22 protein-coding genes are annotated in these 21,407 nt (G+C 68.2%); 5 read left to right on the top strand and 17 right to left on the bottom strand.

The window, feature by feature from the left end; genetic code table 11:
- Positions 1-107 precede the first annotated feature (107 nt).
- The 16 genes from P0204_RS15245 to P0204_RS15170 form a co-directional block, all read right to left on the bottom strand.
- Positions 108-1,907, bottom strand: a complete 1,800-nt coding sequence (locus P0204_RS15245) for a Na(+)/H(+) antiporter subunit D (RefSeq protein WP_276180779.1) — start codon at positions 1,905-1,907, stop codon at positions 108-110.
- The gene (locus tag P0204_RS15240; protein ID WP_276180777.1) at positions 1,907-3,574 is read right to left on the bottom strand and encodes a cation:proton antiporter; all 1,668 of its coding nucleotides are present in this window, start codon (positions 3,572-3,574) and stop codon (positions 1,907-1,909) included. The genes P0204_RS15245 and P0204_RS15240 overlap by 1 nt, the downstream gene beginning before the upstream one ends.
- On the bottom strand, positions 3,571-5,052 hold the full coding sequence (locus P0204_RS15235; RefSeq protein ID WP_276180774.1) for a monovalent cation/H+ antiporter subunit D family protein: 1,482 nt from the start codon (positions 5,050-5,052) through the stop codon (positions 3,571-3,573). Before P0204_RS15235 ends, P0204_RS15240 begins: the two co-directional genes overlap by 4 nt.
- The gene (locus P0204_RS15230; protein WP_276180772.1) at positions 5,045-5,416 is read right to left on the bottom strand and encodes a cation:proton antiporter subunit C; all 372 of its coding nucleotides are present in this window, start codon (positions 5,414-5,416) and stop codon (positions 5,045-5,047) included. The genes P0204_RS15235 and P0204_RS15230 overlap by 8 nt, the downstream gene beginning before the upstream one ends.
- Positions 5,413-5,889, bottom strand: coding sequence for a Na(+)/H(+) antiporter subunit B (locus tag P0204_RS15225; protein WP_276180770.1), 477 nt, complete (start codon positions 5,887-5,889; stop codon positions 5,413-5,415). The genes P0204_RS15230 and P0204_RS15225 overlap by 4 nt, the downstream gene beginning before the upstream one ends.
- Positions 5,886-6,425 carry a DUF4040 domain-containing protein gene (locus P0204_RS15220; protein ID WP_276180768.1) on the bottom strand — a complete coding sequence of 180 codons (540 nt, stop codon included), beginning with the start codon at positions 6,423-6,425 and terminating at the stop codon, positions 5,886-5,888. The genes P0204_RS15225 and P0204_RS15220 overlap by 4 nt, the downstream gene beginning before the upstream one ends.
- A complete protein-coding gene (mnhG, locus tag P0204_RS15215; protein WP_276180766.1) occupies positions 6,422-6,742 on the bottom strand; it encodes a monovalent cation/H(+) antiporter subunit G in 321 nt (106 codons plus the stop codon). Before mnhG ends, P0204_RS15220 begins: the two co-directional genes overlap by 4 nt.
- Positions 6,739-7,014 carry a cation:proton antiporter gene (locus P0204_RS15210; protein ID WP_276180764.1) on the bottom strand — a complete coding sequence of 92 codons (276 nt, stop codon included), beginning with the start codon at positions 7,012-7,014 and terminating at the stop codon, positions 6,739-6,741. The genes mnhG and P0204_RS15210 overlap by 4 nt, the downstream gene beginning before the upstream one ends.
- Positions 7,007-8,083, bottom strand: coding sequence for a monovalent cation/H+ antiporter subunit E (locus tag P0204_RS15205; protein WP_276180762.1), 1,077 nt, complete (start codon positions 8,081-8,083; stop codon positions 7,007-7,009). The genes P0204_RS15210 and P0204_RS15205 overlap by 8 nt, the downstream gene beginning before the upstream one ends.
- A 105-nt stretch (positions 8,084-8,188) precedes the next feature.
- Positions 8,189-9,346: a bifunctional phosphopantothenoylcysteine decarboxylase/phosphopantothenate--cysteine ligase CoaBC gene (coaBC, locus tag P0204_RS15200; RefSeq protein WP_276180760.1), complete on the bottom strand. Its 1,158-nt coding sequence runs from the start codon at positions 9,344-9,346 to the stop codon at positions 8,189-8,191.
- A gap of 55 nt (positions 9,347-9,401) precedes the next feature.
- Positions 9,402-9,974 carry a SprT-like domain-containing protein gene (locus P0204_RS15195; protein WP_276180758.1) on the bottom strand — a complete coding sequence of 191 codons (573 nt, stop codon included), beginning with the start codon at positions 9,972-9,974 and terminating at the stop codon, positions 9,402-9,404.
- Positions 9,975-10,742: a Nif3-like dinuclear metal center hexameric protein gene (locus P0204_RS15190; protein WP_276180756.1), complete on the bottom strand. Its 768-nt coding sequence runs from the start codon at positions 10,740-10,742 to the stop codon at positions 9,975-9,977.
- A gap of 35 nt (positions 10,743-10,777) precedes the next feature.
- Positions 10,778-11,587, bottom strand: coding sequence for a hypothetical protein (locus P0204_RS15185; RefSeq protein ID WP_276180754.1), 810 nt, complete (start codon positions 11,585-11,587; stop codon positions 10,778-10,780).
- Between the two features lie 42 nt (positions 11,588-11,629).
- Positions 11,630-12,430 (bottom strand): agmatinase, encoded by an 801-nt coding sequence (gene speB, locus P0204_RS15180; RefSeq protein ID WP_276180752.1) that lies wholly within the window; start codon positions 12,428-12,430, stop codon positions 11,630-11,632.
- 5 nt (positions 12,431-12,435) lie between these two features.
- On the bottom strand, positions 12,436-12,816 hold the full coding sequence (locus P0204_RS15175; protein WP_276180750.1) for a translation initiation factor IF-5A: 381 nt from the start codon (positions 12,814-12,816) through the stop codon (positions 12,436-12,438).
- Positions 12,817-12,877: 61 nt separating this feature from the next.
- On the bottom strand, positions 12,878-13,939 hold the full coding sequence (locus tag P0204_RS15170; protein ID WP_276180747.1) for a M48 family metalloprotease: 1,062 nt from the start codon (positions 13,937-13,939) through the stop codon (positions 12,878-12,880).
- A gap of 109 nt (positions 13,940-14,048) precedes the next feature.
- Between P0204_RS15170 and P0204_RS15165 the strand changes: the two genes are divergently transcribed.
- Genes P0204_RS15165 through P0204_RS15150 form a run of 4 tightly spaced genes read left to right on the top strand, consistent with a single transcriptional unit; the run spans position 14,049 to position 18,689 of the window.
- Positions 14,049-15,074, top strand: coding sequence for a DUF4129 domain-containing protein (locus tag P0204_RS15165; protein WP_276180745.1), 1,026 nt, complete (start codon positions 14,049-14,051; stop codon positions 15,072-15,074).
- Positions 15,071-15,859 (top strand): DUF7269 family protein, encoded by a 789-nt coding sequence (locus P0204_RS15160; RefSeq protein ID WP_276180742.1) that lies wholly within the window; start codon positions 15,071-15,073, stop codon positions 15,857-15,859. The genes P0204_RS15165 and P0204_RS15160 overlap by 4 nt, the downstream gene beginning before the upstream one ends.
- Positions 15,856-17,187 (top strand): DUF58 domain-containing protein, encoded by a 1,332-nt coding sequence (locus P0204_RS15155; RefSeq protein ID WP_276180740.1) that lies wholly within the window; start codon positions 15,856-15,858, stop codon positions 17,185-17,187. Before P0204_RS15160 ends, P0204_RS15155 begins: the two co-directional genes overlap by 4 nt.
- Positions 17,184-18,689 (top strand): DUF7519 family protein, encoded by a 1,506-nt coding sequence (locus P0204_RS15150; RefSeq protein ID WP_276180738.1) that lies wholly within the window; start codon positions 17,184-17,186, stop codon positions 18,687-18,689. Before P0204_RS15155 ends, P0204_RS15150 begins: the two co-directional genes overlap by 4 nt.
- 30 nt (positions 18,690-18,719) lie before the next feature.
- On the opposite strand, the gene P0204_RS15145 is transcribed toward P0204_RS15150, so the two are convergent.
- A complete protein-coding gene (locus P0204_RS15145; protein ID WP_276180736.1) occupies positions 18,720-20,300 on the bottom strand; it encodes a succinic semialdehyde dehydrogenase in 1,581 nt (526 codons plus the stop codon).
- Between the two features lie 94 nt (positions 20,301-20,394).
- Here P0204_RS15145 and P0204_RS15140 point away from each other — a divergent pair, with 94 nt between their 5' ends.
- Positions 20,395-21,399: a deoxyhypusine synthase gene (locus P0204_RS15140; RefSeq protein ID WP_276180734.1), complete on the top strand. Its 1,005-nt coding sequence runs from the start codon at positions 20,395-20,397 to the stop codon at positions 21,397-21,399.
- Positions 21,400-21,407 lie beyond the last annotated feature (8 nt).

Genomic DNA, 21,407 nt, shown 5'->3' with positions numbered 1-21,407 from the left:
CAGGAGGTCCGGGTTGGAACCGTACCAACCCCTCTCGCAGGACGCGCTTACCAGAAAGATGGTATCACCGCATATAAATGTACAGGAGTAACTATCGGGATTGAGAATCACCCGAGTGCCAACAGCGCGAGAGCGACGAAAACGACGAGAACGAGGATGCTGAAACCGATTCCCGCACGGAGCGGTCGTCCGCTTAGCTCGGCTTCACCCCGTCCCTCGCGGAGATTCCGGAGCGATCCGTTCGGTTCCCTGACAATAGTTCCGAGGGCACTGGTTCCACGGACGACCGCCCGGTCGACACCAGCGTAGAGTTCGGTCACGCCGACGACCAGGGCTCTCGTCCCGTAGAAGACGCCGGGGTTGTACAGCGAATCGACGTCGGGGACACGTCCGAGCCGTTTCAGCGGTCGCTTTGTGACGGCAAAGCCGATCAGGCCAGCGACCGCCAGTGCGAAGCCCTCGACGAGATGGTCGACGGTGTAGGTCGTATAGACGTGTGAGACGACGTCGCCGTCGGTCACGTCGAACGGGAGGATAGCGAACAGCGCGCTGTCGAAGACGCCGTACGCGACACAGAGCGCGGCGACCGACAGCATCGCGACGGTCTGACCGCGGTTCGCGTCGGCCACGCTGCCGTCGTACTCCCCGTGGAAGAAGGCGTAGTAGCCGAACTTGATGAACGACATGAACGTCCCGACACCACCGAGCAAGAGTAGCCACTCCAGGGTCGTCCGGCCGCCAGCGTACAGCGGCCCGTGGGCGAAGTCGTAGTGGCTCCCGGCGATGACGATCCCCTTCGAGACGAAGCCGTTGAAGCCGGGGAAGCCCGCGATCGACAGCGCCGCTACCGTGAACGCGACCGCAGTGACGGGCATCTCGCGTGCGAGTCCGCCGAGTTTCTTCAGGCTCTCCTCGCCGGTCCGGTAGACGACGACGCCGGCGGTCATGAACAGCAGGCCCTTGTAGAGGATGTGGTTGAAGACGTGGGCGAACGCGCCGGCCTGGGAGAGGGCCGTCCCGATGCCGACGCCGGCGACCATGTAGCCGACCTGGGACTGGATGTGATAGGAGAGCAGGCGGCGCATGTCGTTCTGGAACAGCGCGAACGTCGCGCCGAAGACGGCCATCCCGCCACCCATGTACGCGATGGCCTCGTTGCCCGCGGGGAACGCCCGGTACATCCCGTAGACGCCGGTCTTCGTCGTGAACACGCAGAGGAAGACGCTGGCGGCGATGTGCGGGCGCGGGTACGTGTCGGGCAGCCAGGCGTGGAGCCCGATGAACCCGACGTTGACCCCGATACCGACGGCGGCGAGCGCCGCCGGGAGCCCCGGGACGATCCCGACCGTCTCGGGACCGCCGGGGACGGACCCGAACAGGAACGTATCTCTGACGACGTAGGTCTGGAGGATCGCGGCCATCAACAGCGTCCCGCCGATCCCGTGTAGCAGTGCGTACCGGAAGCCCGCGCGGACCGCCTTGCCGCCGTAGTGCCAGACGAGCAGCGTGCTCGTGACCGCCATCAGTTCCCAGAAGAAGAGGAGCGTGAGCCAGTCGCCGGCGAAGACCGCCCCGTAGCTCGTCGCCACGTACGAGAGCGCGAAGCCGGTCTGGATCCCCTCGGCCTCGCTCGCGTAGGAGTACAGCACGGCCGCGACGCCGATGATCCCGAATATCAGCCCCATCAGCCGGGAGAACTCGTCGACGTTGAACAACACCGCCTCGAAGCCCAGGAACGGCGTCCGGACGTGTGCACCCGCCGGGACCAGCCAGACCCAGGCGATGGCCACGCCCGAGGCTACCACGCCAAGCGCGTGGCCGCTCCGGCGAGGCAGGAGCGCGACCAGGATCGCGACCGGGAGCAACACGGCCACCGGCGGGATGGCCGTCAGCAGCGAGGTCGCCATCAGGCGACCACCCCCGGGAGGTTCCCGACGACAGTGGTGACGACCCTGAGGAAGACCGCCTGGTTCGGGACGATGCCCAGCAGGAGCGACAGCGTCGCGGCGGTGAGGATCGGCCCGAGCATGAACCAGGTGCTCTCACCGCCGTGCCAGTTCCGTTGGTCCCAGCCGCCTTCCGGCGGACCGCCGTGGTGTTCCACGTCCTCGTGGCGCTTCCCGAGGTGGTCGACGTGTTCCGGTTCCGGGACGCTCTCGTCGGTGTGGTGCTCTCCGCCGCCGTCTGTCCGGATCGCCGTTCCGCCCAGCGCCCGCTCGACGAGCGGTTTCTCGTCGTTTGCCTCGGGCGACTCGAAGAAGGCCTGGTAGACGATGGGCCAGAAGTACGCGATGTTGAGCACCCCGGAGACGAGCAACGCGGCGGCGAAGACCGTCCCACCGCCGTCCAAGGCCCCGATGACGAGGTACCACTTGCTGACGAAGCCAGCGACCAGCGGGATACCGGCCATCCCCGCCGCGGCGACGCCGAAGGCAGTCATCGTCAACGGCATCCGCTTCCCGATGCCGGCCATATCGCTGATGTCGTCGGTATGGGTCTCGACGTGGATCGCGCCCGCACAGAAGAACAGCGTGAGCTTCATGAACGCGTGAGCGGGGATGTGCAACAGGCCGCCGATCAGCGCGTCCCCCTCCAGTAGCGCCAGGCCCAACACGATATACGAGAGCTGGCTGATCGTCGAGTACGCCAGCCGGCGCTTGAGGTTGTCCTGGCGCAGGGCGATGACACTCGCCGTCAGCAGTGTGAACGCCGCGATCGCGGCCAGGGGCAGATGCATCCCGAGATCCCGGAGCACGTCGGGACCGAACACGTCCAGGACGACCCGTGCGACGCCGAAGACGCCGCTCTTGACGACTGCGACGGCGTGGAGCAGGCCCGACACGGGCGTCGGCGCGACCATCGCGTCGGGGAGCCAGGAGTGGGCCGGCATCAGCGCCGCCTTCACGCCGAATCCGGCCGCCAGCAGCGCGAACGCGGCGCGGGCGAGCGTCGGGTCGGCTGTGGCGAGCCCCTCGATGCCGCCCGCCGCGAACGCCGTCGTCCCGGTCAGGAAGAAGACGAGGATCGTCCCGCCCAGGACGGCGACGCCGCCACCGAACGTATACGCGAGGTACTTGCGGCCGGCACGCCGGGCCTCGTCGGTCTCGTCGTGGGTGACCAGCGGGTACGTCGAGACCGTCAACAGTTCGTAGAAGACGAACAGCGTCACGAGGTTCGCGGCGAAGGCGACCCCGATCGCGGAGGCGAGACTCGCGGCGAAGGAGGCGAAGTACCGCGTCTGTGCGTGCTCGGCCAGTCCGCGCATGTAACCGATGCTGTAGAAACTCGTGACGATCCACAGCAGGCTCGCGAGCAAGCCAAAGAGGATCGCGAGCGCGTCGACTCTGAGCGCGAGCGTGATCCCCGGGCCGAACTGGCCGATCGTGAGGGAGAACTGGTCGCCGGCCAGCACCGCCGGGACCATGCTCGCGACGAGACCGAACTTCGCGAGCGCGACGGTGATCGTGACGCCCTCCCGAACGTTCGGACGGTTCTTCAACGAGAGGATCACCGGGATAGCCAGCGCCGAGACGAGTATTGCCAACAGTGGTCTGAGCGATGTAACGTCGGTCATGGGTTCAGTAGCGGCGGAAGCGTGTCGATCAGCGTCTGTTCCAGCGTCGGGACGGCGGCGGTCAGCGCCACCGCGAGGACGGCGGCCACGACGACGACGGCGAGCATCCCCGGGGAGACAGCACTGCCCCCGTCGGCGACGGCCGGTTCCTCCTCGGTGATAGTCGGCTCGGCGAAGTAGAGCCGCTCGACCAGGCGCGAGAAGTACGCGAGCGTCAACAGCGTACTCGCGAGCAGGACGACGACGACCGGCCAGAGGCCGGCCTCGACGGCACCGACGACGATGTACCACTTGCCGACGAAACCGACCGCCGGCGGGACGCCGACCATCGCCAGTGCGAGGACGGCGAAGCCGCCGGCTCCGATCGACGACCGTTCGGCCATCCCGGCGTAGCCGTTGACCGCCGACGCGCCGGTGTCACGCTCGATGATCCCCGTCGCGGCGAACAGCCCGCCTTTCATCACGGCGTGGCCCAGCAGGTGGACCGTCGCGCCGACGACCGCCGTCGGCGTCGCGATGGCGAAGCCGGCGACCACCAGGCCGAACTGCGACACCGAGGAGTACGCCAGCATCCGCTGGACGCTATCCTGGGAGATGGCGAGCACGCTGCCGGCGACGATGCTCACCGAAGCCAGGCCGACGAGCGCCCAGCGTGCGGCCGGGACGGCCGTCAGGAAGTCGACGGTGAACACCGAGAACATGACCCGGGCGAGCGCGTAGGCCGACACGGTCGAGACCAGTGCCGAGATGAGCGCGCTCACGGTGTCGGGCGCGTTGTCGTACGCGTCGGGCTGCCAGGTGTGCAGTGGGAACAGCGCAACCTTCACGACGAGACCACCGATCATCAGGGCGAAGGCCGTGACGACCAGCGTCGAGTCGTAGCCGACCGCGGCGAGTTTGTCGGCGAGGTCGGCCATGTTGAGCGTCCCCGTCGCCGCCAGCGCGTAGCCGACCCCGAGCAGGTACAGCGACGCGCCGACGGTGCCGATGATGAGGTACTTCAGCGCGGCGACGGCGGCGCTTGCCTCCCGTCCGCTGGCGACCAGGCCGTACGCTGCCAGCCCCGTGATCTCCAGGAAGACGTAGAGGTTGAACGCGTCGCCGGTGACGGTCATCCCCGAGAGGCCAGTCACCAGAAGGAGATACTGGCTGTAGAAGGTGTTGGCGTGGGGGCCGGCCCGTCGTGCGTACGCGAGCAGGCCGAGTGCGACGAGACTGACGAGCAGGACGACGGCCGCCGACAGCCCGTCGACGACGAGTTCGATCCCGTAGGGAGCGACGAACCCGCCGAGAACGTAGGTGACGGTTCCATCGGTGACGACCGTCGCGGCCAGCCAGACCGCCAGCGCGGCGTGGACCGCGAGCGTCGCCGCCGCGACCGGCCAGCCGGCGCGGTCGGAGACGAGACTGGCGATCAGCGGGACGGCACCGCCGACGATCGGGACGACGACCAGCAGCGCGGGAACGTGTTCAATCATAGTAGAGCTGTTTCAGCGTGTCTTCGTCCAGTGTCCCGTACTCCGAGTAGATGCGGATGATGAGCGCCAGCGCCACCGCGGTCAGGCTCACCCCGACGACGATAGCCGTCAGGATGAGGACGTGCGGGAGCGGGCTGACGTACGGGCCGGCGCCTTCCTCGACGACCGGCGGGTTCGCACCCGCCCGGTAGGCCAGCGTGATGAAAAACAGGAAGATGCCCGTCTGGAAGATGTTCATCCCGATGACCTTCTTGACGAGGTTGGGCGACTCGACGAGCATGTACAGCCCGATTCCCAGCAGCAGGACCACCGCGTAGTAGTTGTAGTGGGTCGCGAGCAGATCGAGTTGAAGCGGATCGATCATCGCTCACCCTCCCGTGGCTCGTCGGTCACGTGGCCAAAGCCCGCGGCAAGCAGGAAGAAGAGACCGATCGCCACGCTGGCGACGATCGCGCCGATCCCCAGTTCGACGAGTTCGATACCGTACTTGCTCGCCTTCTCGATGATGAACGTGTACTCGGTGTACTCCAGGAACGTTCCCCCGAGCGCGATCGATCCGAGCCCGATCGTGGCGAACGTGAGGACGCCACCGGAGGCGAGTGCGGCGACGATACGGATGTCCACCCAGTCACGGGTCGACCCGATACCGTAGGCGAACGCGAGCATCATCACGACGGAGCCGGCGATGACCCCGCCCTGGAACCCGCCGCCGGGCGAGTCCGCGCCGTGGAACATCACGAACAGTGCGAACGTCAACACGAACGGGGCGACGACGCGGACGGTGGTCATGATGATGGTACTCTCGACGTACAGTCCGGGTTCCGTATCGGCGCTCATGCGAAGACCTCCTGTCTGAGGACCGACAGCGCGGCGATACCGGCGACGAAGACGACCACGGCCTCACCCAGCGTGTCGAACCCGCGGTAGGCCGCAAGCACGGCGGTCACGGCGTTGTGGACGCCGGTCTGGTCGTAGGCGTTCTCGATGTAGTACTGAGTCACCTCGCCGCCGGTGACCGGTGCCGTCGGGTCGCCGATAGCCGGCAGCGCCGGGACCGACGCAGCCATCACGGCCACGAAGACTCCGACGCCGACGACGGTCCTGACGCTGACGGGTTCGAACAGGCGGTCCTCGTCGGGTCGGACCGTGTTCGCCAGCGCGAGCAGGAACAGGATCGTCATGATGCCCGCACCCACGGCCGCCTCGGTGAGCCCGACATCGGGCGCCTGCAACACGAGCCAGATGATCGAGACGCCGAGGCTGTAGGCCGCGAAGGCCATCACCGACGCCAGCACGTCCTTGAGCATGGCGGCGCCGACGGCACACGCCAGGACGAACGCGATCAGCGCGATCTCGACGGTCGTCGGCGTCATCGCTCCCCCTCCCGGTCGTCGGTCGTCCAGGGCTCGATCCCCTGGTCCTGTGCGGCCCGGGCGATAGCGTGGGCCGCCGTCGGGTTCGTCAGGAACATAAAGACGAGTAGGAAGACGGCCTTGATCGTCGAGAGGTCGGTCTGTAACGCCAGCGCGACGGCACCGATCGAGAGGACCGCCCCGAGCGTGTCACTCTTCGATGCCGCGTGTGCGCGTGTGTACACGTCCGGGAGTCGGATGATGCCCACGGCAGCCACGAGGCCGAAGAACGCCCCGAGGACGCCCAACGCGACGGCCGCCCACTCGGTCGGTGTCACAGGACGCCCCCCTGTTCGACGTTGAACTTCGAGAACGCGATCGAGAGCAGGAAATTCAACAGCGCGTAGACGAGCGCCACGTCGAGGAACACCGGCTGGTCGAGTGCGGCTGCCACGAACGAGATCGCGATGACGGTGTTGGTCCCCGCGACGTTGACCGCGATGACACGGTCGTGGGTCGTCGGTCCAACGAAGACCCGGTACAGCGCGACCCCGCCGAAGACGACGAACGCGGCCGCAAGCGCGAGGAGCGCGGTTTCGAACTCAATCATCGCCGGCCACCTCCTCTGCCGGTGGGCCGTCCGCCGGGCCGTCGTCGCCCCGTTCCCGCGGCGAGGCGATCGCGGCCGCTTCGCGGCCGTAGAAGACGAACCGGACGGCCCGTTCGAGCGCGCCGTCGAACAGGTCCTCGCGGGCGCTCCCGGTCAGCGAGTGGATGTCGAACGCGCGGTCCGTGACGCTGACGGTGAGCGTCCCCGGGGTGAGGGTGATACTGTTTGCCAGCGTCGTCACCGCGGCGTCGCCCCAGACGGCCGCGCGCAACTGGACGACCTTCGGATCGATCGGGAGCGACGGGTGAAGTACCACGTAGGCGATCTGGAGGTTGGCAATAGCGATCTCCCACAGGAGGTACGGGATGTAGACGAGCAGACGGGCGAGTTGGACGGGGAGCCGAGTCACGGAGGGCTGTCGGCTGAACGTGACCGGGGCGAGCAGGGCCGTCACGATCGTCGCGGTGATCGCCCCCGTGAGGAAGTCGAGGGGCTTGTACGCGCTCAAGAGCAGATAGAACACGTACGAGGCACCGAACAGCGTGAGATACTTCGGGAGCGACGCGGCCCGGGCCAGCGCCGTCGGCCGTGTGCGGCGTTCGACCGGCGCACGTTCGATCTCGAACTCGCCACGCGAGAGTTCGACCTCCAGCGGGCGCAACATCGGTGCCGCTCCGCCCGGACGGTACTCCGGATCGAGGACGATCCGATCGATTCCGTGTTCGGTCGCGTACTCCAGGAGAGCGTCGGCGTAGTCTCCGGGACTGAAGAGATAGCGGTCGGAACCCAGTACGTTCTCGGTGATTGTGAGCAAGTCGGGCGGTTCCGTGCCGAGGTCCTCCTGAACCCAGACGTCGACCCGGTCCAGCAGTTCCGTCGCCGCACCCAGTTCCGCTGGGGCGTCCGGATCGACCGAGCGGGTGCTGGCGACGACGACGAAGTGGAGTTCGACCGGTCGTCCCTCGCCCGCGGTCGCCTGTGCCTGCTCGACTGCGTACGCGACGGTGTTGCGGACCGTCTCGGAGTCGGCGACCGGAACCAACAGACGACGTGCGTCAGATTCGGTCACGATAGTTCCTTGAAAATCCTGGTTTTGTGTGTCTGACGAGCGCTACGTTCGTTACCACCTTCGAGTTACGGGACACGCAAAACTATTTCGCAATCCACTGGACGCTTACCCGATGACGGCGGCCAGTTCGTCGGCAACCCGCGCCCCGAGGCCCGCCTTGTCGCCGGCGTACTCCGTCGCGCCCTCCCCGTCGACGAGCAGGGCTCTGGTCTCGGTCGCGCCCATCACGCTCGCGTCGTTGGCGACGACGAACGCGAGGTCGGCCCGGTCACGGAGCCCCCGGGCACGCTCGACGAGGGAGTCGTCGTCACCTTCGGTCTCGACTTTGAAGCCGACGATGGGGAGCGATGGGTGGTCCTCCCGCACCGTGTCGATGAGTTTCGGCGTCGGCGTCAGTTCCAGTGTCAGGTCCGACTGGCCGCTCCGGATCTTCTCGGGTGCCGTCTCGACGGTGTAATCCGAGATCGCGGCAGTGGAGACCACTGCGTCGGCCGCCCCCGCGAGGTCGGTGACGGCGGCGGTCATCTCGGCCGCGCTCTCCACGCGCTCGACGGACGCGTATGGGACCGCCGGGCCGTCGTGGACGAGCGTCACGTCGGCACCGCGAACGTGACAGGCCCGTGCGACGGCGCGCCCGGTCCGACCCGAGGCACGGTTCGAGAGCGTGCGGACGGGGTCGACCGACTCGGTCGTCGCGCCGGCGGTGACGACGACGTGGGTCCCGGAGAGCGGTCGGTCGCCGGCCGCGCGGGCCACGGCCGTCACGATCGCCTCCTCGGTCGCGATCTTGGCTTTCCCCTCCTCGATCCGCGGGTCGACGAACGTGACCCCCCAGGACTCGACGCGGTCGATCGCGTCTATCACGCCGGGATGGTCGTACATCGGTTCGTGCATCGCCGGCGCGACCACGACCGGGAGACCGGCGCCGAGGGCCGTCGTCGCACACGTCGTCACGGGCGTGTCGTCGACGGCGGCGGCGACTTTCCCGACGGTGTTTGCGGTCGCCGGCGCGAGCAGGAGCACGTCGCCCCACCCCTCCCGTCCGCAGAGTTCGACGTGTTCGACCGCCCCCGTGATCTCGGTCACGACGTCGTGTTCGGTGGCGAACTCGACGGCCCAGGGGTGGACGATGCCGCCCGCGCTGTCGGTCATCACGGCCCGGACGCTCGCGCCCTGCCGCCGGAGTTCGTGGGCGAGTTCGACCGTCTTCACGGCCGCGATAGAGCCGGAGACCCCGAGGACGACGTTGACTCCCTCAAGCATACGCCGTCGTTGGCACCCGCGGGGTAAAAGGTCACCCGGAGCGACATCGGTCGGTTCACTCCGGTCCCCGCGCGAGCGCCAGGCCGGCACCACAGCAGTCCGAGCGGTACCGCTCGCGTTCGCGGACGAGTTTGCAGTCGCGGTAGCGCCGGGCGACGAGGCCGCCACAGTCCCGGCAGGTCAGGACGTACTTCGGGTCCGCGAAGGCCGGACAGTGAACGTCGGTGTCGAGGGCGGCGGCCCGCCGGCGGAACGCCGGCCCGTGGCCGGTCGTCCCGTCGCGCTGGTACTGCTCGACGTGGATCAGTTCGTGGCGGAGCGTCGCCTCCCACTCGGATCGGTCGAACGACTCGAAAGCCGCCCGGGTCAGCGACACCGTACAGGGAAGCGGGCGGCCGTCTGCGCCGGGCACGCTGTCCCAGTCGTACGGGTCGCCGACTTTCGCGTCCGGGAGCGTCGGTCGTTCGACCGCGGCCGCCCGTCGTTTGGCCCGCGTCGAGACCGCCCACTCGACGAGGTCGAACCGGACGTCGACACCCCGCTCCCGGCGGACCGTCCGGCAGTACTCACGGGACCAGGCGATCAACTCCTCGTTTGTGTCGACGGCGTCGTACTCCGGCGGGGCCATCTACAGTCCGGTCGGACAGTCCAGGAACGTCGTCGTCGGTCCCCACTCCTCGATCAGCGCGGCCAGCGACCGGACGCCGAAGGTCTCGGTCGCGTAGTGGCCGGCCAGCAGGACGTTGACCCCGGCCTCGCGAGCCTCGTGATAGACCTGCTGTTTGCCCTCCCCGGTGACGAGCAGGTCGGCGTCGGTCGCGGCGGCCTCGTCCAGCCAGTCGACGCCGCTGCCGGTGACGATGGCCACGTCCTCGACGCGGTCGGGGCCGAAATCGAGCAGTCGGACTGGCTGGCCGCCGGTGTCCAGCGACGACTCCAGGCTGGCGGCGATATCGTCGACGGGCCGGGGGTCGGGGAGCGTGCCGGCCTGCCCGATGTGCTCCGGTCCCATCGAGCCGAACGGACGACGGTCGGTCAGTTCGAGCAGGTCAGCGACCCCGGCGGCGTTCCCGAGTTCCTGGTGGCCGTCCAGCGGGAGGTGGGCGACGTACAGTGCCAGATCGTCCTCGATCAGCGGGGCGATCCGGTCGTAGTCGGTCCCGGTGACCCGCTCGATGCTCCCCCAGACGAGACCGTGGTGGGTGACCAACAGGTCCGCGCCGGCCTCGCTTGCCCGTTCGATCGTCTCGACGGCGGCGTCGACGGCCACCGCGACGTGATCGACCGAGCGGTCGCCGGGGCCGACCTGGAGCCCGTTCGGGCTCGCGTCGACGTCCGCGTAGTCCTCGATAGCCAGTCGCTCGTCGAGTCGCGTTGCGATGTCGCCTGTGTCCATAGCCGGGGATTGCCCCGCCCGGCTGGTAGGTGTTCCTACTCCGGCGAGACGATCTGGCCGTCCCGCTCGTCGATCAGGTCCCGGTCGATGGCGGCGTCGACGATGGTGTCGAACTCACCGGGCTCGATCTCGTAGGCGTTGACGGCGACGGCCTGTATCTCCGACCGGTCGACCGGGAGCTCCCGGTTCTGGAGGAGCCGCATCACCTTGTTGTACTCCAGGCGGGTCAGCCCCTGGCCGTCGTCGGCTTCTCCGTCGTCCGATTGCTCGCTCTCGTCGGTATCGGACGCCGTCGAGCCGGTCGGTGACTCCTCGGACGACTCCTCCCGCTCCCGACTGGGCTCGGTCGGCTGTCCGTTCTCGCTCGCTCGGTTCGGGGCAGGTCCGTCGTCTGTTCCGTCCGTCGCGGTGTCCGTCCGCGTCTCGTCGACGGCCCTATCGGAACTGCCGGAAGCGGGTTCCGTTCCCGCGTTCGGATCGTCGTGGCTCCCGGTCGCAACTGGCGACTCGCTGTCGTCCTCGGTCTCGTTGGCGTCGCTGAGGTCCATCGGGTCCGGTCTCGGCTCCATGCCGGACTCGTCGAGCATCCCCGTCAGGTCCTCGTCGTCGGCGGCGCTGGGGAGTGTCTCGGCGTCACCCGTAACGCCGTCTTCGGGCGATCCTTCGCCGGCTGCCGCGACGACGGACTCGACGATGGTCGCGAGCTTTCGCCGGCAGGTCGGACAGAGCACGACGCTCCGGCCGTCAGTCCCGGCCGGCTGGAGCGCCCGGGGGACGACCGGGTACTCCGAGAGCGAGGCGTCCAGTGCCGTACCGCAGAAGTAACACGACGAGAGGCGGTCCATATCTCGGCATACGCCCCCGCGATCTTAAAACGGGGCGCAGTCTCACCCGTCCGCGTGCGCGAAGACGAACGCGCGGAGGAGTTTCGCGGCCAGCGTCGCGGCCTGGCCGTCGTCGCGGTCGTTGACCTCAACGACGTCGAATCCGATCGCGTGTGGGGCCACCGCCCGCAGGACCTCGTGCATCGTCGACGGGTCGAGCCCGAACGGCTCCGGTGTCCCCGTTCCCGGCGCGAACCCCGGATCGGCGGCGTCGATGTCCACCGAGAGGTAGGCCCGTTCGTCGTCCAGCGAGGGCGTCCAGTCGGGGACCTCCGCGGGCGGGACGGCCGTCACGTCCCCCGCTGTTGCCCGGTCCCACTCGGCTTCACTACCGGTACGTGCGCCGAGGATCACCGCCCGATCAGCACTCGCGAGCGCGTGGCGTGTGACCGTCGCGTGCGAGAGCGTGTCGCCGGCGTACGACTCCCGGAGGTCGAGATGAGCGTCCAGACAGACGAACACGTCCGGGTCCAGCGCGCGGACGGCGGCGACGGTGACAGTGTGTTCGCCCCCCAGTAGGAGCGGGACGGCACCCTCCTCCGCGAGGTCATCGACTGTCCCTTCGAGGAAGGTGAGATACTCGTCGGTGTCGGCCGTCGGCCCGACATCGCCGTGGTCGTAGACGGCCAAGTCGGTAAACTGCTGACCGGTGTGGTGGTCGTAGTCGTCGAACTGCTCGGAGAACTCGCGGGTCCGGCGCGGACCGAACCGCGTCCCGGGCCGGAACGACGTCGAGGCGTCGAGTGGCGCCCCGACGATCGCGTAGTCGGCGCGGGCGCGATCGGTGTTCGCACCGGGAAACATCGGCGTTACGTGCGCGTGATCTTGCGCTGGTCCTCGTATTCGAGGTACTCGATCTCGTCGTCGGGGCTGAGCTCGACGTCGTCGGGCATCAGCATCGTGAACGTATCGTAGGTTTCGAGATCCATGACCTGTGCGTCGGTGCCGTCGACCGAGACGACCTGTCCCTGCTTTCGGTCGATGATCGGGATCCAGACCTTCGCGTCGACCGGTTGGGACAGCGAGCGCTTCTTGCTGTCGAAGACGCCACGTGCGTCGATCCTGGCTTTCGCACTGCCGTGTTTGCCCGGCTTGGCCGTGCTGTAGGAGTCGATCTTACACGGCGTGTCTTCGATCATCACGTAGCTACCTTCGTCGAGTTCGCGAACTTCGGTCTGCTCTCTTGCCATACGGCCGGATAACTCCCGTTGTGGCATAAACGGTTTGGAATGTGGCGCTCCGAGGCTGGCATCAGGACGCCGATTCGACCGAACGGAGTCGATCGATCCGGTCCGCCGTCGGCGGATGTGAGCGGGTTTCGACGTGGAACCGATCCGTCTCGGTCCCCGTCCGGAAGCCACCGGCGAGGAAGCAGAGTCCACGAACGCCCTCGTAGGCGTGTCGCTTGTCGGTTTCCGGCGTCACCGCGACCTCGCTGTCCAGCGTCTCCAGAGCCGTGACCAGCGCGGCCGGGTCCCCGGTCAACAGCGCCGCGCTGCGATCGGCGGCGTACTCGCGGTACTTCGAGAGCGAGCGGCTCAGGACGACGACCGGAGCGGTAAACACCCCGAGCAACACGCCGCCGAGAACGACCGTGATCCCGGCGAGGACGACGAAGCCGAGGGTGAATCCGAGGCTGCCGACCGGGGCGGCCATGATTCGTGCACTCAAGAGGTACGCGCCGCAGACGGCGAGCGCTCCGACGACGAGTTTACTGCCGCGTTCGCCCGGGAGCATGTCGTCCAATAGCCCGTGTTCGCCGTTCGTCAGCGCTGGCAGGAAGCTAGCGAGGGTCATGACCGTCGCGTCCCGGTTCTTGACGTGCATCAGTTCGTGGGCCAACACGGCGTCGAGTTCGTCGCCGGAAAGCGTCTCCAGCAAGCCGTCGCTGACGACTAGTGTGGCGCTTCCGATGGTGCCGACGGCGAAACTGTTGGGGACCGCGGAGTCCGCGACCGCGATCGTCGGGGGTTTCATGTCGGCGAGCTGTGCTAGCCGGTGGACGCGTTCGCTCAGGTCGGGGTACTCCCGTTGGCTCACTTCCCTGGCGTCGACCTTGTTCAGTGTCCGCGCGCGGGTGTATCGGAGCTGTCCCCAGACGAACAGCGACAGCGCCGGCAACAGGACCGCGAGCCACCACGCTACCTGGGCCGACAGCCCGCCGAAGGGCAGCGCCGCCGCGACGGCGTCGCGGAGGGGTGCGAGCCACGGTGTCAGGAGGTATGCGGCCGTCGCGACTACCGCGAGGTCGACGACCAGCAGGAGCGCAAGCGTCAGCAGGATCCGTCTGTTGAGGTGGGTATCTCTCCCCATAGGGCGTATGGAATCTAGCTGTCAGCGAATAAAAATAGTTCTGGTGGTCGATCAGAGAGCGTCGAAGTAATGACAATATTTTATATTCGTTGGCAAGAACTATTGGATAGTGCCTTCCAGTCTCATCCGCGCCGCCCTCGCCCTCCTCTGTGCCGGCGCTGTGGTGTTCGGGACCGCATTGTTCCCCGCCGCGCTGGACGTGGAACTCCAGCCGTCGGGTCCGGAGACCGTCGGGTCGGACGCCACGAACCCCACCGAGAGTCTGCCGACCGACACCGGCGGCAGTCCGGCCACGGAAACACCGACGCCAACGCCGATGCCGACAGAGACAGCCGCCCCACCGCCCGACGACACCGGCGACCCCGATCCGAGCCTCGGCTGGCTCGCACTCGTCCCGAAGCTGTTCGGGCTCGTCGTGTTGGGCGGGCTCGGCTACGTCGGGCTCGTATTGCTCCGTGCGGCCGACATCGGCGTCGGGGACAGCGGCCTCTCGCTGGACTGGCTCACACTGCCCTCGCTGCCTGCGCCGATCGGGAACGCCCTCCAGCTCATCCCGCAGGTGACCACGACCGTCCTGCTCGCCGGCGCGGCGATGCTGGGCCGTGTCGCCGCCAGCGTCGGAACCATCGCCGCCGGGCTGGGGCGTGGGATCGCCTCGGGGCTGGGACCCCTCGGCCGGATGCTCGGCCGGAGCCTCGGCGCGCTTCCGGTCGCGTTCGGCGCGCTGCTGGCAGCCCCCCTGCAAGCGCTGGGATCGCTGGGCGGCTCCGGCGGCCTCCTGGCGTCGCTTCGGGGTGGGATCACGCGTCCCGAGTTCATGCAACCGGACGACCCGACGACGGAGGACGCCCGGGCGGTGGCCTCGACGCCGGCCGAGGAGAGCGATCCCGACCCGCCGACGCTCCGGGAGGCCTGGGAAGCGATGGTCGAACTGGTCCCTGTCCAGAACCCGGCCGCGACGACGCCGGGGGAGTACGCCCGCACGGCTATCGACATCGGCCTCCCGGCCGCGCCGGTCCGTCGACTCACGGAACTGTTCCGGGCGATCGAGTACGGCGGTGCCGACACGACGAGTTCCCGGACCGAAGCGGCTCGCGACGCGCTCGATCAGATCCGGAAGGGAGGTGACGAATGACGAGCCAGACCACGACCGTCGAACCGACGGGAGACGAGCGGCTGGCTGCCGACGACGATGGTGTCGAGGTACCGGACGAGCCAGTGCGGAACCACCACACCGAAGTGGACGAGCGAAGCCACGACCGCACCCGCGTGGATGCGCGGATCGACCGTGAACCCGCCGGCCGGCTCTGGCTCGTGTTTTCGGTTGCCGGTCTCGCCGCGCTCGGGGCCGCTGCGGTGGTCGTGACGTTCCCCGGGCTCGTCGACGTGACGGCGAGTCCCGACACGGTGGGGCAGCTCCGCAGCGCTGCGCCGGTTCTGGGGGCCGTCATCGGCGCTCTCGGTCTGTACGGCCTGTACGACAGACACGAATCCCCGGAGTGGGAGAGCGACGAACCGGTCGAACTGCCCGCTGCGAACCCGGAGATGACCCAGGGGACCGAACAGACGGTCGTCGGTGCGGACATCGACGAGCTCCTGGAGAGTATCGACGGCCGGGTCGACCCGTACAACGGCCTGGAAGCCAGTTACGCCGCCGACATTCGCCGTGAGCTACGCGAGACAGCCGAGCGAGTCATCGCTGACTCGACCGGCGTGTCGGAGTCGGTCGCCGCCGAAGCGGTCGCGAGCGGGACCTGGACGGACGACCAGCGGGCGGCCTCGTTCCTCGGCGACGAGACGGTCGCCGACCCGTCGCTGGGTGTCCAACTCCGTGACTGGGCGTCCGGCGAGGGGTTCGACCGGAGAGTCGAAGCCACGCTGGCAGCGATCGAGCGGGTCGAACGGGGTGATCTCCGATGAGTGAGCGCCTGAACGCCCGAGGTGACATCGGTATCTGGGTCGCACTGGTCGCCGGCGCGGTCGGTGTCGTCACCGGCAACACGGCCGTCTTCATGGTCGCCGTCGTCGGACTCGTCTACGCCGCCTACGAGGCGGCCGCGAGCGTCCCCGAACCGGAGTTGACGATCACTCGCGCGCTAGCGCCCGAGACGCCCCTCCCCGGGCAGGAGGTCGAGGTGACCGTCACGGTCCGTAACGACGGGCTCGACTACCTCCCGGACGTGCGGATCGTCGACGGCGTCCCGGACCGGCTCCGCGTGACCGAGGGGTCCCCACGGTTCGGGACGACCCTGGACGTCGACGAATCGGCGTCGTTCACCTACACGATCACCGCCCGCCGTGGCGAACACGCGTTCGGCGAGACGACGGTGGTGTGTCGCAACCTCACCGGCGGTGCCGAATACCGGACGACCGCAGAGATCGAAACGGAACTGGACTGCTCGACCGACGCGGAACGGCTCGACATGCCACCACAGACGCTGCCACAGAGTGGACGGGTCCAGGCGGACGCGGCCGGCGAAGGCGTCGCGTTCTACGCCATCCGCGAGTACCAGTCCTCGGATCCGATGAGCCGCATCGACTGGAACCGCTTCGCCCGAACGAACGAACTGGCGACCGTGGAGTTCCAGGAGACGAAAGCCGCAAGCGTGGTCCTGTTGGTCGACGCACGGCACCCGATCGCCGCCGAGCCGCGGGCACCGAACGCCGTCCAGTACTGCACCTACGCCGCGGAGCGACTGGCGACCGCGCTCCTCGAGGAGGAGAACCACGTCGGCGCGGCCGTCTTCGACTCCTGTGCGTATCTCCGCCCGTCCGCCGACCGTGTCCAGGCCCGGCGAGTCCGCGAGTTCCTGCTCGAAGAGATCGGGGGGAGCGACGGCTACCGCGCGACCGCCGAGGGGACCGACTGGTCGGTCAGTGATATGAGCGGACAGCGCTTCTTCGAGGGGATCGACGGGATCGAACAGCGCTACGGCGTCGCGGACGGCGGGAACCCGATCAAGACGCTCAAGCGATCGATCCCGTCCGAAGCACAGATCGTCTTCTGCAGCCCGCTGTTGGACGATACCGCCGCAGACGTGGCCAAGCGTTTCGCCGCCTACGGACACGCCGTCACCCTCGTGACGCCGGACGTGACCGGTAGCGAGACGCCTGGCGCGACACTGGAGTCCCTGGACAGGGACGACCGTGTCGACGACCTGCGCAGCGCCGTCCGTGTCGTCGACTGGGAACCCGACCAACCGCTGTCGAAGGCGCTCTTGCAGGCGATGGAGGGGTGGTCGGCATGAGCGGGATCGACACGCGGCCGGTCCGTTCGACGGCGACGCTCGCCGGCGTCCTCGCGGTCCTGACTGCGCTGGCCGTCGGTCTGAGTATCGGCGATCCGCTCCCGGTCGTGTCGGCGGTCGGAGGCGCGGTGTTACTCGCGGGCGGGACCTGGGCGCTCGGCGAGGAATCGAACGCACGTGTCGCCGCCGGCAGCGTCATGGCAGTCGCCGGCATCGTCGGCTTCGCGCTCACGGTCGTGTTCGCGGCCGGCGGGAGCAGGCTTGCAGCCTTCCTCGGGCTGGCGATCGGAACGATGTACGTCCTCTTGGACGCCGTCACCGACTCGGCCGACGATGGGAACCAGCTCGGCGCCGCACTCAGAGAGAGCGGCAACGCCCTCCTCGTCGGTATCGTCGTCGCGGTCCTGCTGAGTGTCACCGCGCAGTACAACGTCCTCTCGGGAGTGGTCTTCGGCGTGAGCGGGCTGGCCGCGATCACGCCCCTCGTCGGCTTCGTGACCCTCCAGATCGGTGCGGTCCTCGTCTTGCTGCTGTTGAATCGGGTCGTCCCGGTGCTGGAGGGGTGGCTCCCCGACCCAGGCAGCGGTGATCGGACCCTCGATACGCTATCGGAAGTCGGGATGTCCAGAACCGAGGTTCCCGTGACCGTCTGGGCGGTCCTGGGTGTCGAAGGCGTCGTCGCCCTGTTCCCCCAGGCACAGGTCCTGTTCAACGCGTTCCTGGCCGGAACGCCCGTCGTTGGGTCTCTCCTCCGGGTCGCGCTGAGCGGGCTGGTGCACGTCCCGCTGGTGGTGCTGGCGGTCGGACTGCTCGGAATCCTCCTGGCGAGCGGGCTCCAGCGGTGGGTCGTCGACTGGCTCGGCGACGACCCCGCGAGGACGCTGTCGCTACAGAGCGGCGGTATCGTCGCCGTCGTCGCGACGATCCTCGGGACCACAGCCGTCTCGCTGCTGGGGATCGACCTCTTCGGCAGGAGTACGGCGGTCTCCACGCTCATCGGGCCGGCAGCGGTCGTCCTCGGCGGGCTCGTAACGGCCGTGTTGCTGATCGGACTCGTCGTTGCGGTCGTGCCGCTGTTGTCCCACCGCGGGTTCCTCCCGCAGCCGGCCGGCGGGTTCGCACTGGGCAGCGCAGTGCTGTTCCTGACGATCCTGCTCGGGGCGGAGTTGGGTGTGCCGACGGTGCTGGTCATCGCCGGGAGCGCGGCCACGCTGTTGATCTGGGACGCCGGCGCCCACGCCAGCAGCATCGGTCTCCAGTTGGGCCGTGACGCGGGGACGAGCGACAGCGAGTTCGTCCACGTCACCGGTACCGGGCTGGTGCTCGGGCTGGCAGTCGTCGGTGCGATCGCCGCGCGTTATCTCGTGGTACCGGCGATCGCCCCACGACAGACGAGCGCGGCGGCCCTCCGCTCGGTGATCGCCCTGTTCCTCATCGTGCTCGCGATCCTGGCGCTCGGGCTCGCACTCTCCGTGCGGTCGGACTCGCCGGTCGCCGAGTGACGACCCGGTACCGGGTCGGGTTCTCCGGCCTCACAGCCACGGTGGCAAACGACGCTTGAGTCGACGAACCGCGCCGATACCGAGGATCGCACCGCGTGCAATGATCCCCGCCGGAACGGCGTCGATGGGGACCAACGGCGGGCCACGTTGGCTCGTCACGGTCTGTGTCTCGGTGAACTTGCTGATCCCCTCCGGGCCGTGTCGGCGGCCGATCCCGGAGTCGGCGACACCGCCCATCGGCGCGTCCGTCGACGCCCACATCCCGGCGAAGGCGTCGTTGATCGACACGGACCCGGCCCGGATCTGTCGGGCGAGTGATCGCCCGCGTTCGCGGTCGGCCGTCCAGACGCTGGCGTGGAGGCCGTAGTCGGTCGCGTTTGCCCGTCTGACGCCCGCTGCCGCGTCGGGGACGGGTTCGATCGTGACGACCGGGCCGAACGTCTCCGCCGTCGCGGCGGTTGCCTCGGCCGGGAGGTCGGCGAGGACGGTCGGCTCGTAGAACAGTGGCCCGACATCTTCGCGGCGCTTGCCCCCGGTCAGGACAGTCCCACCACGAGCCCGGGCGTCCTTGACGTGGGTCTCGACGACCGATCGCTGTGCCTCGCTGATCAGCGAGCCGACATTCGGGCCGAAGTCGAAGGTAGCCCCGAGCGAACGGGAGGCGGTCGCTTCGACGAACCGATCTCGGAACTCAGCGTAGACGGACTGTTCGACGTAGATCCGTTCGAAGGAGAGGCACAACTGGCCGGCGTTGGCGTAGCTCCCCCAGACGAGCGCGCGGACGGCCGCATCCAGATCCGCGTCGGCGAGAACGATCGCCGGGTTCTTGCCGCCTAACTCCAACGAGGCGTCGACGAGATGCTCCCCGGCGAGAGAACCGATCGCACGGCCGGTCTCGGTGCTGCCGGTGAAGGTGATCTGGTCGACGCCGGCGACGAGTGGCTCGCCGAGGGGTTCGCCTTCGCCGGTGACGACCTGGACCACATCCTCGGGAACGCCCGCCTCGACGAGCAGTTCGTGAGCCAGCAGCGCCGTGAAGGGTGTCTCCTCGGCGGGTTTGAGGACGACCGTGTTGCCGGCGAGCAACGCCGGGAGGAAATCCGAGATCGCGAGCGTGAGCGGGTAGTTCCACGGTTCGACGAACCCGGCTACGCCCACCGGGTCGTGGTGTGTCTCGACGCGAGTGAGCCCGGGGAGACGGCTGCCACGACGGGAGCCGGCGAGCTGTTCGGGTCCGTTCTCGGCGTAGTAGTCGGCGGTGAGGACGACGTCGAGGACTTCCGCCAGCGCGTCGAGGCGGGTCTTGCCGGTCTCGACCTGGACCACGTCGAGCAGTCGCTCGCGGTTCGCGAGGACGCTGTCGGCGAACCGCTCGAGGACGGTAGCACGGTTTTCGACCGACCGTGCTGCCCACGCCGACTGTGCCGAACGGGCTCGATCGACGGCTGCGTCGACGTCCGCCGGTCGACACCGCGGGACCGTCCCGACGACCTCGTTCGTGTACGGTGCGGTGACCGGCAGGGCCTCACGATCCCCGACCGTCGTGACCCGGTTCCGAAGGCGGTCACAGGTCGTCTCGTCGAGGCGGTCGCCGACTGACTCCGCTGCCATTGCGTCTCAGTAGGCTCCCACTCGTATGTGGTTTGCCCTGCGAGGTGTGACGGAACCGGTCGGTTGAAACCGGCGGCAGTCGGAGACCCCGGTGATGACCGAGAACGAGGACCGGGAGACGTTCCACCACGACCCGATCGGACACGCCGAGGCGCGGGCGGGGATGACCGTCGGCGAACTGGCGGACAGCTACGGCGAGGCCGGGATCGGCGCGAACGACCTCCACGAGGCCATCGACGTCTACAGCGAGATGCTCGACGACGACGTGACAACCTTCTTCGGGCTGGCCGGGGCGATGGTGCCGACGGGGATGCGGGCGATCGTCAGCGAACTGATCCGGGACGGCCACATCGACGTATTGGTCACCACCGGGGCGAACTGCACGCACGACAGCATCGAAGCCATCGGCGGCAAACACCACCACGGCGAGGTGACCCCGCCCGAGAAGACCGAGCGCGAACACGACGAGACGCTCCGTGACGAGGGCGTCGACCGGATCTACAACGTCTATCTCCCCCAGGAACACTTCGCGCTGTTCGAGAGCCACCTCCGCGAGGAAGTGTTCTCGGAACTCGAACCCGAAGGGGCCGTCTCCATCCAGCGCATGACCGAGGAACTGGGCCGGGCCAACGCCGCGGTGAACGAACGTGAAGGTGTCGCCGAGGACGCTGGCATCCTGGCGGCAGCCTACGAGAACGACGTGCCGGTCTACTGCCCGGCCGTCCAGGACTCGGTACTGGGCCTCCAGGCCTGGATGTACTCCCAGACCAGCGAGTTCACGCTCGATGCGCTCGCGGACATGACCGACATCACCGACATCGCCTACGAGGCCGACAGCGCAGGCGCGATGGTCGTCGGCGGCGGCGTCCCCAAGAACTACGTCCTCCAGACGATGCTCGTCTCGCCTGACGCTTACGACTACGCCGTCCAGTTGACGATGGACCCCTCGAACACGGGCGGCCTCTCGGGCGCGACCTTAGAAGAGGCCCGGTCGTGGGGGAAACTGGAGAAAGACGCCCGGAACGTCTCGGTGTACGCCGACGCGACCATCACACTCCCGCTGGTGGTCGCGGCGGCCCGGGAGCGAGTCGGCGAGTAGCGACGCTG

Origin of the sequence: Haloarcula halophila (assembly GCF_029278565.1) — an archaeon.
Taxonomy (GTDB): domain Archaea; phylum Halobacteriota; class Halobacteria; order Halobacteriales; family Haloarculaceae; genus Haloarcula; species Haloarcula halophila.
This window is presented reverse-complemented; position numbering and strand designations above follow the sequence as displayed.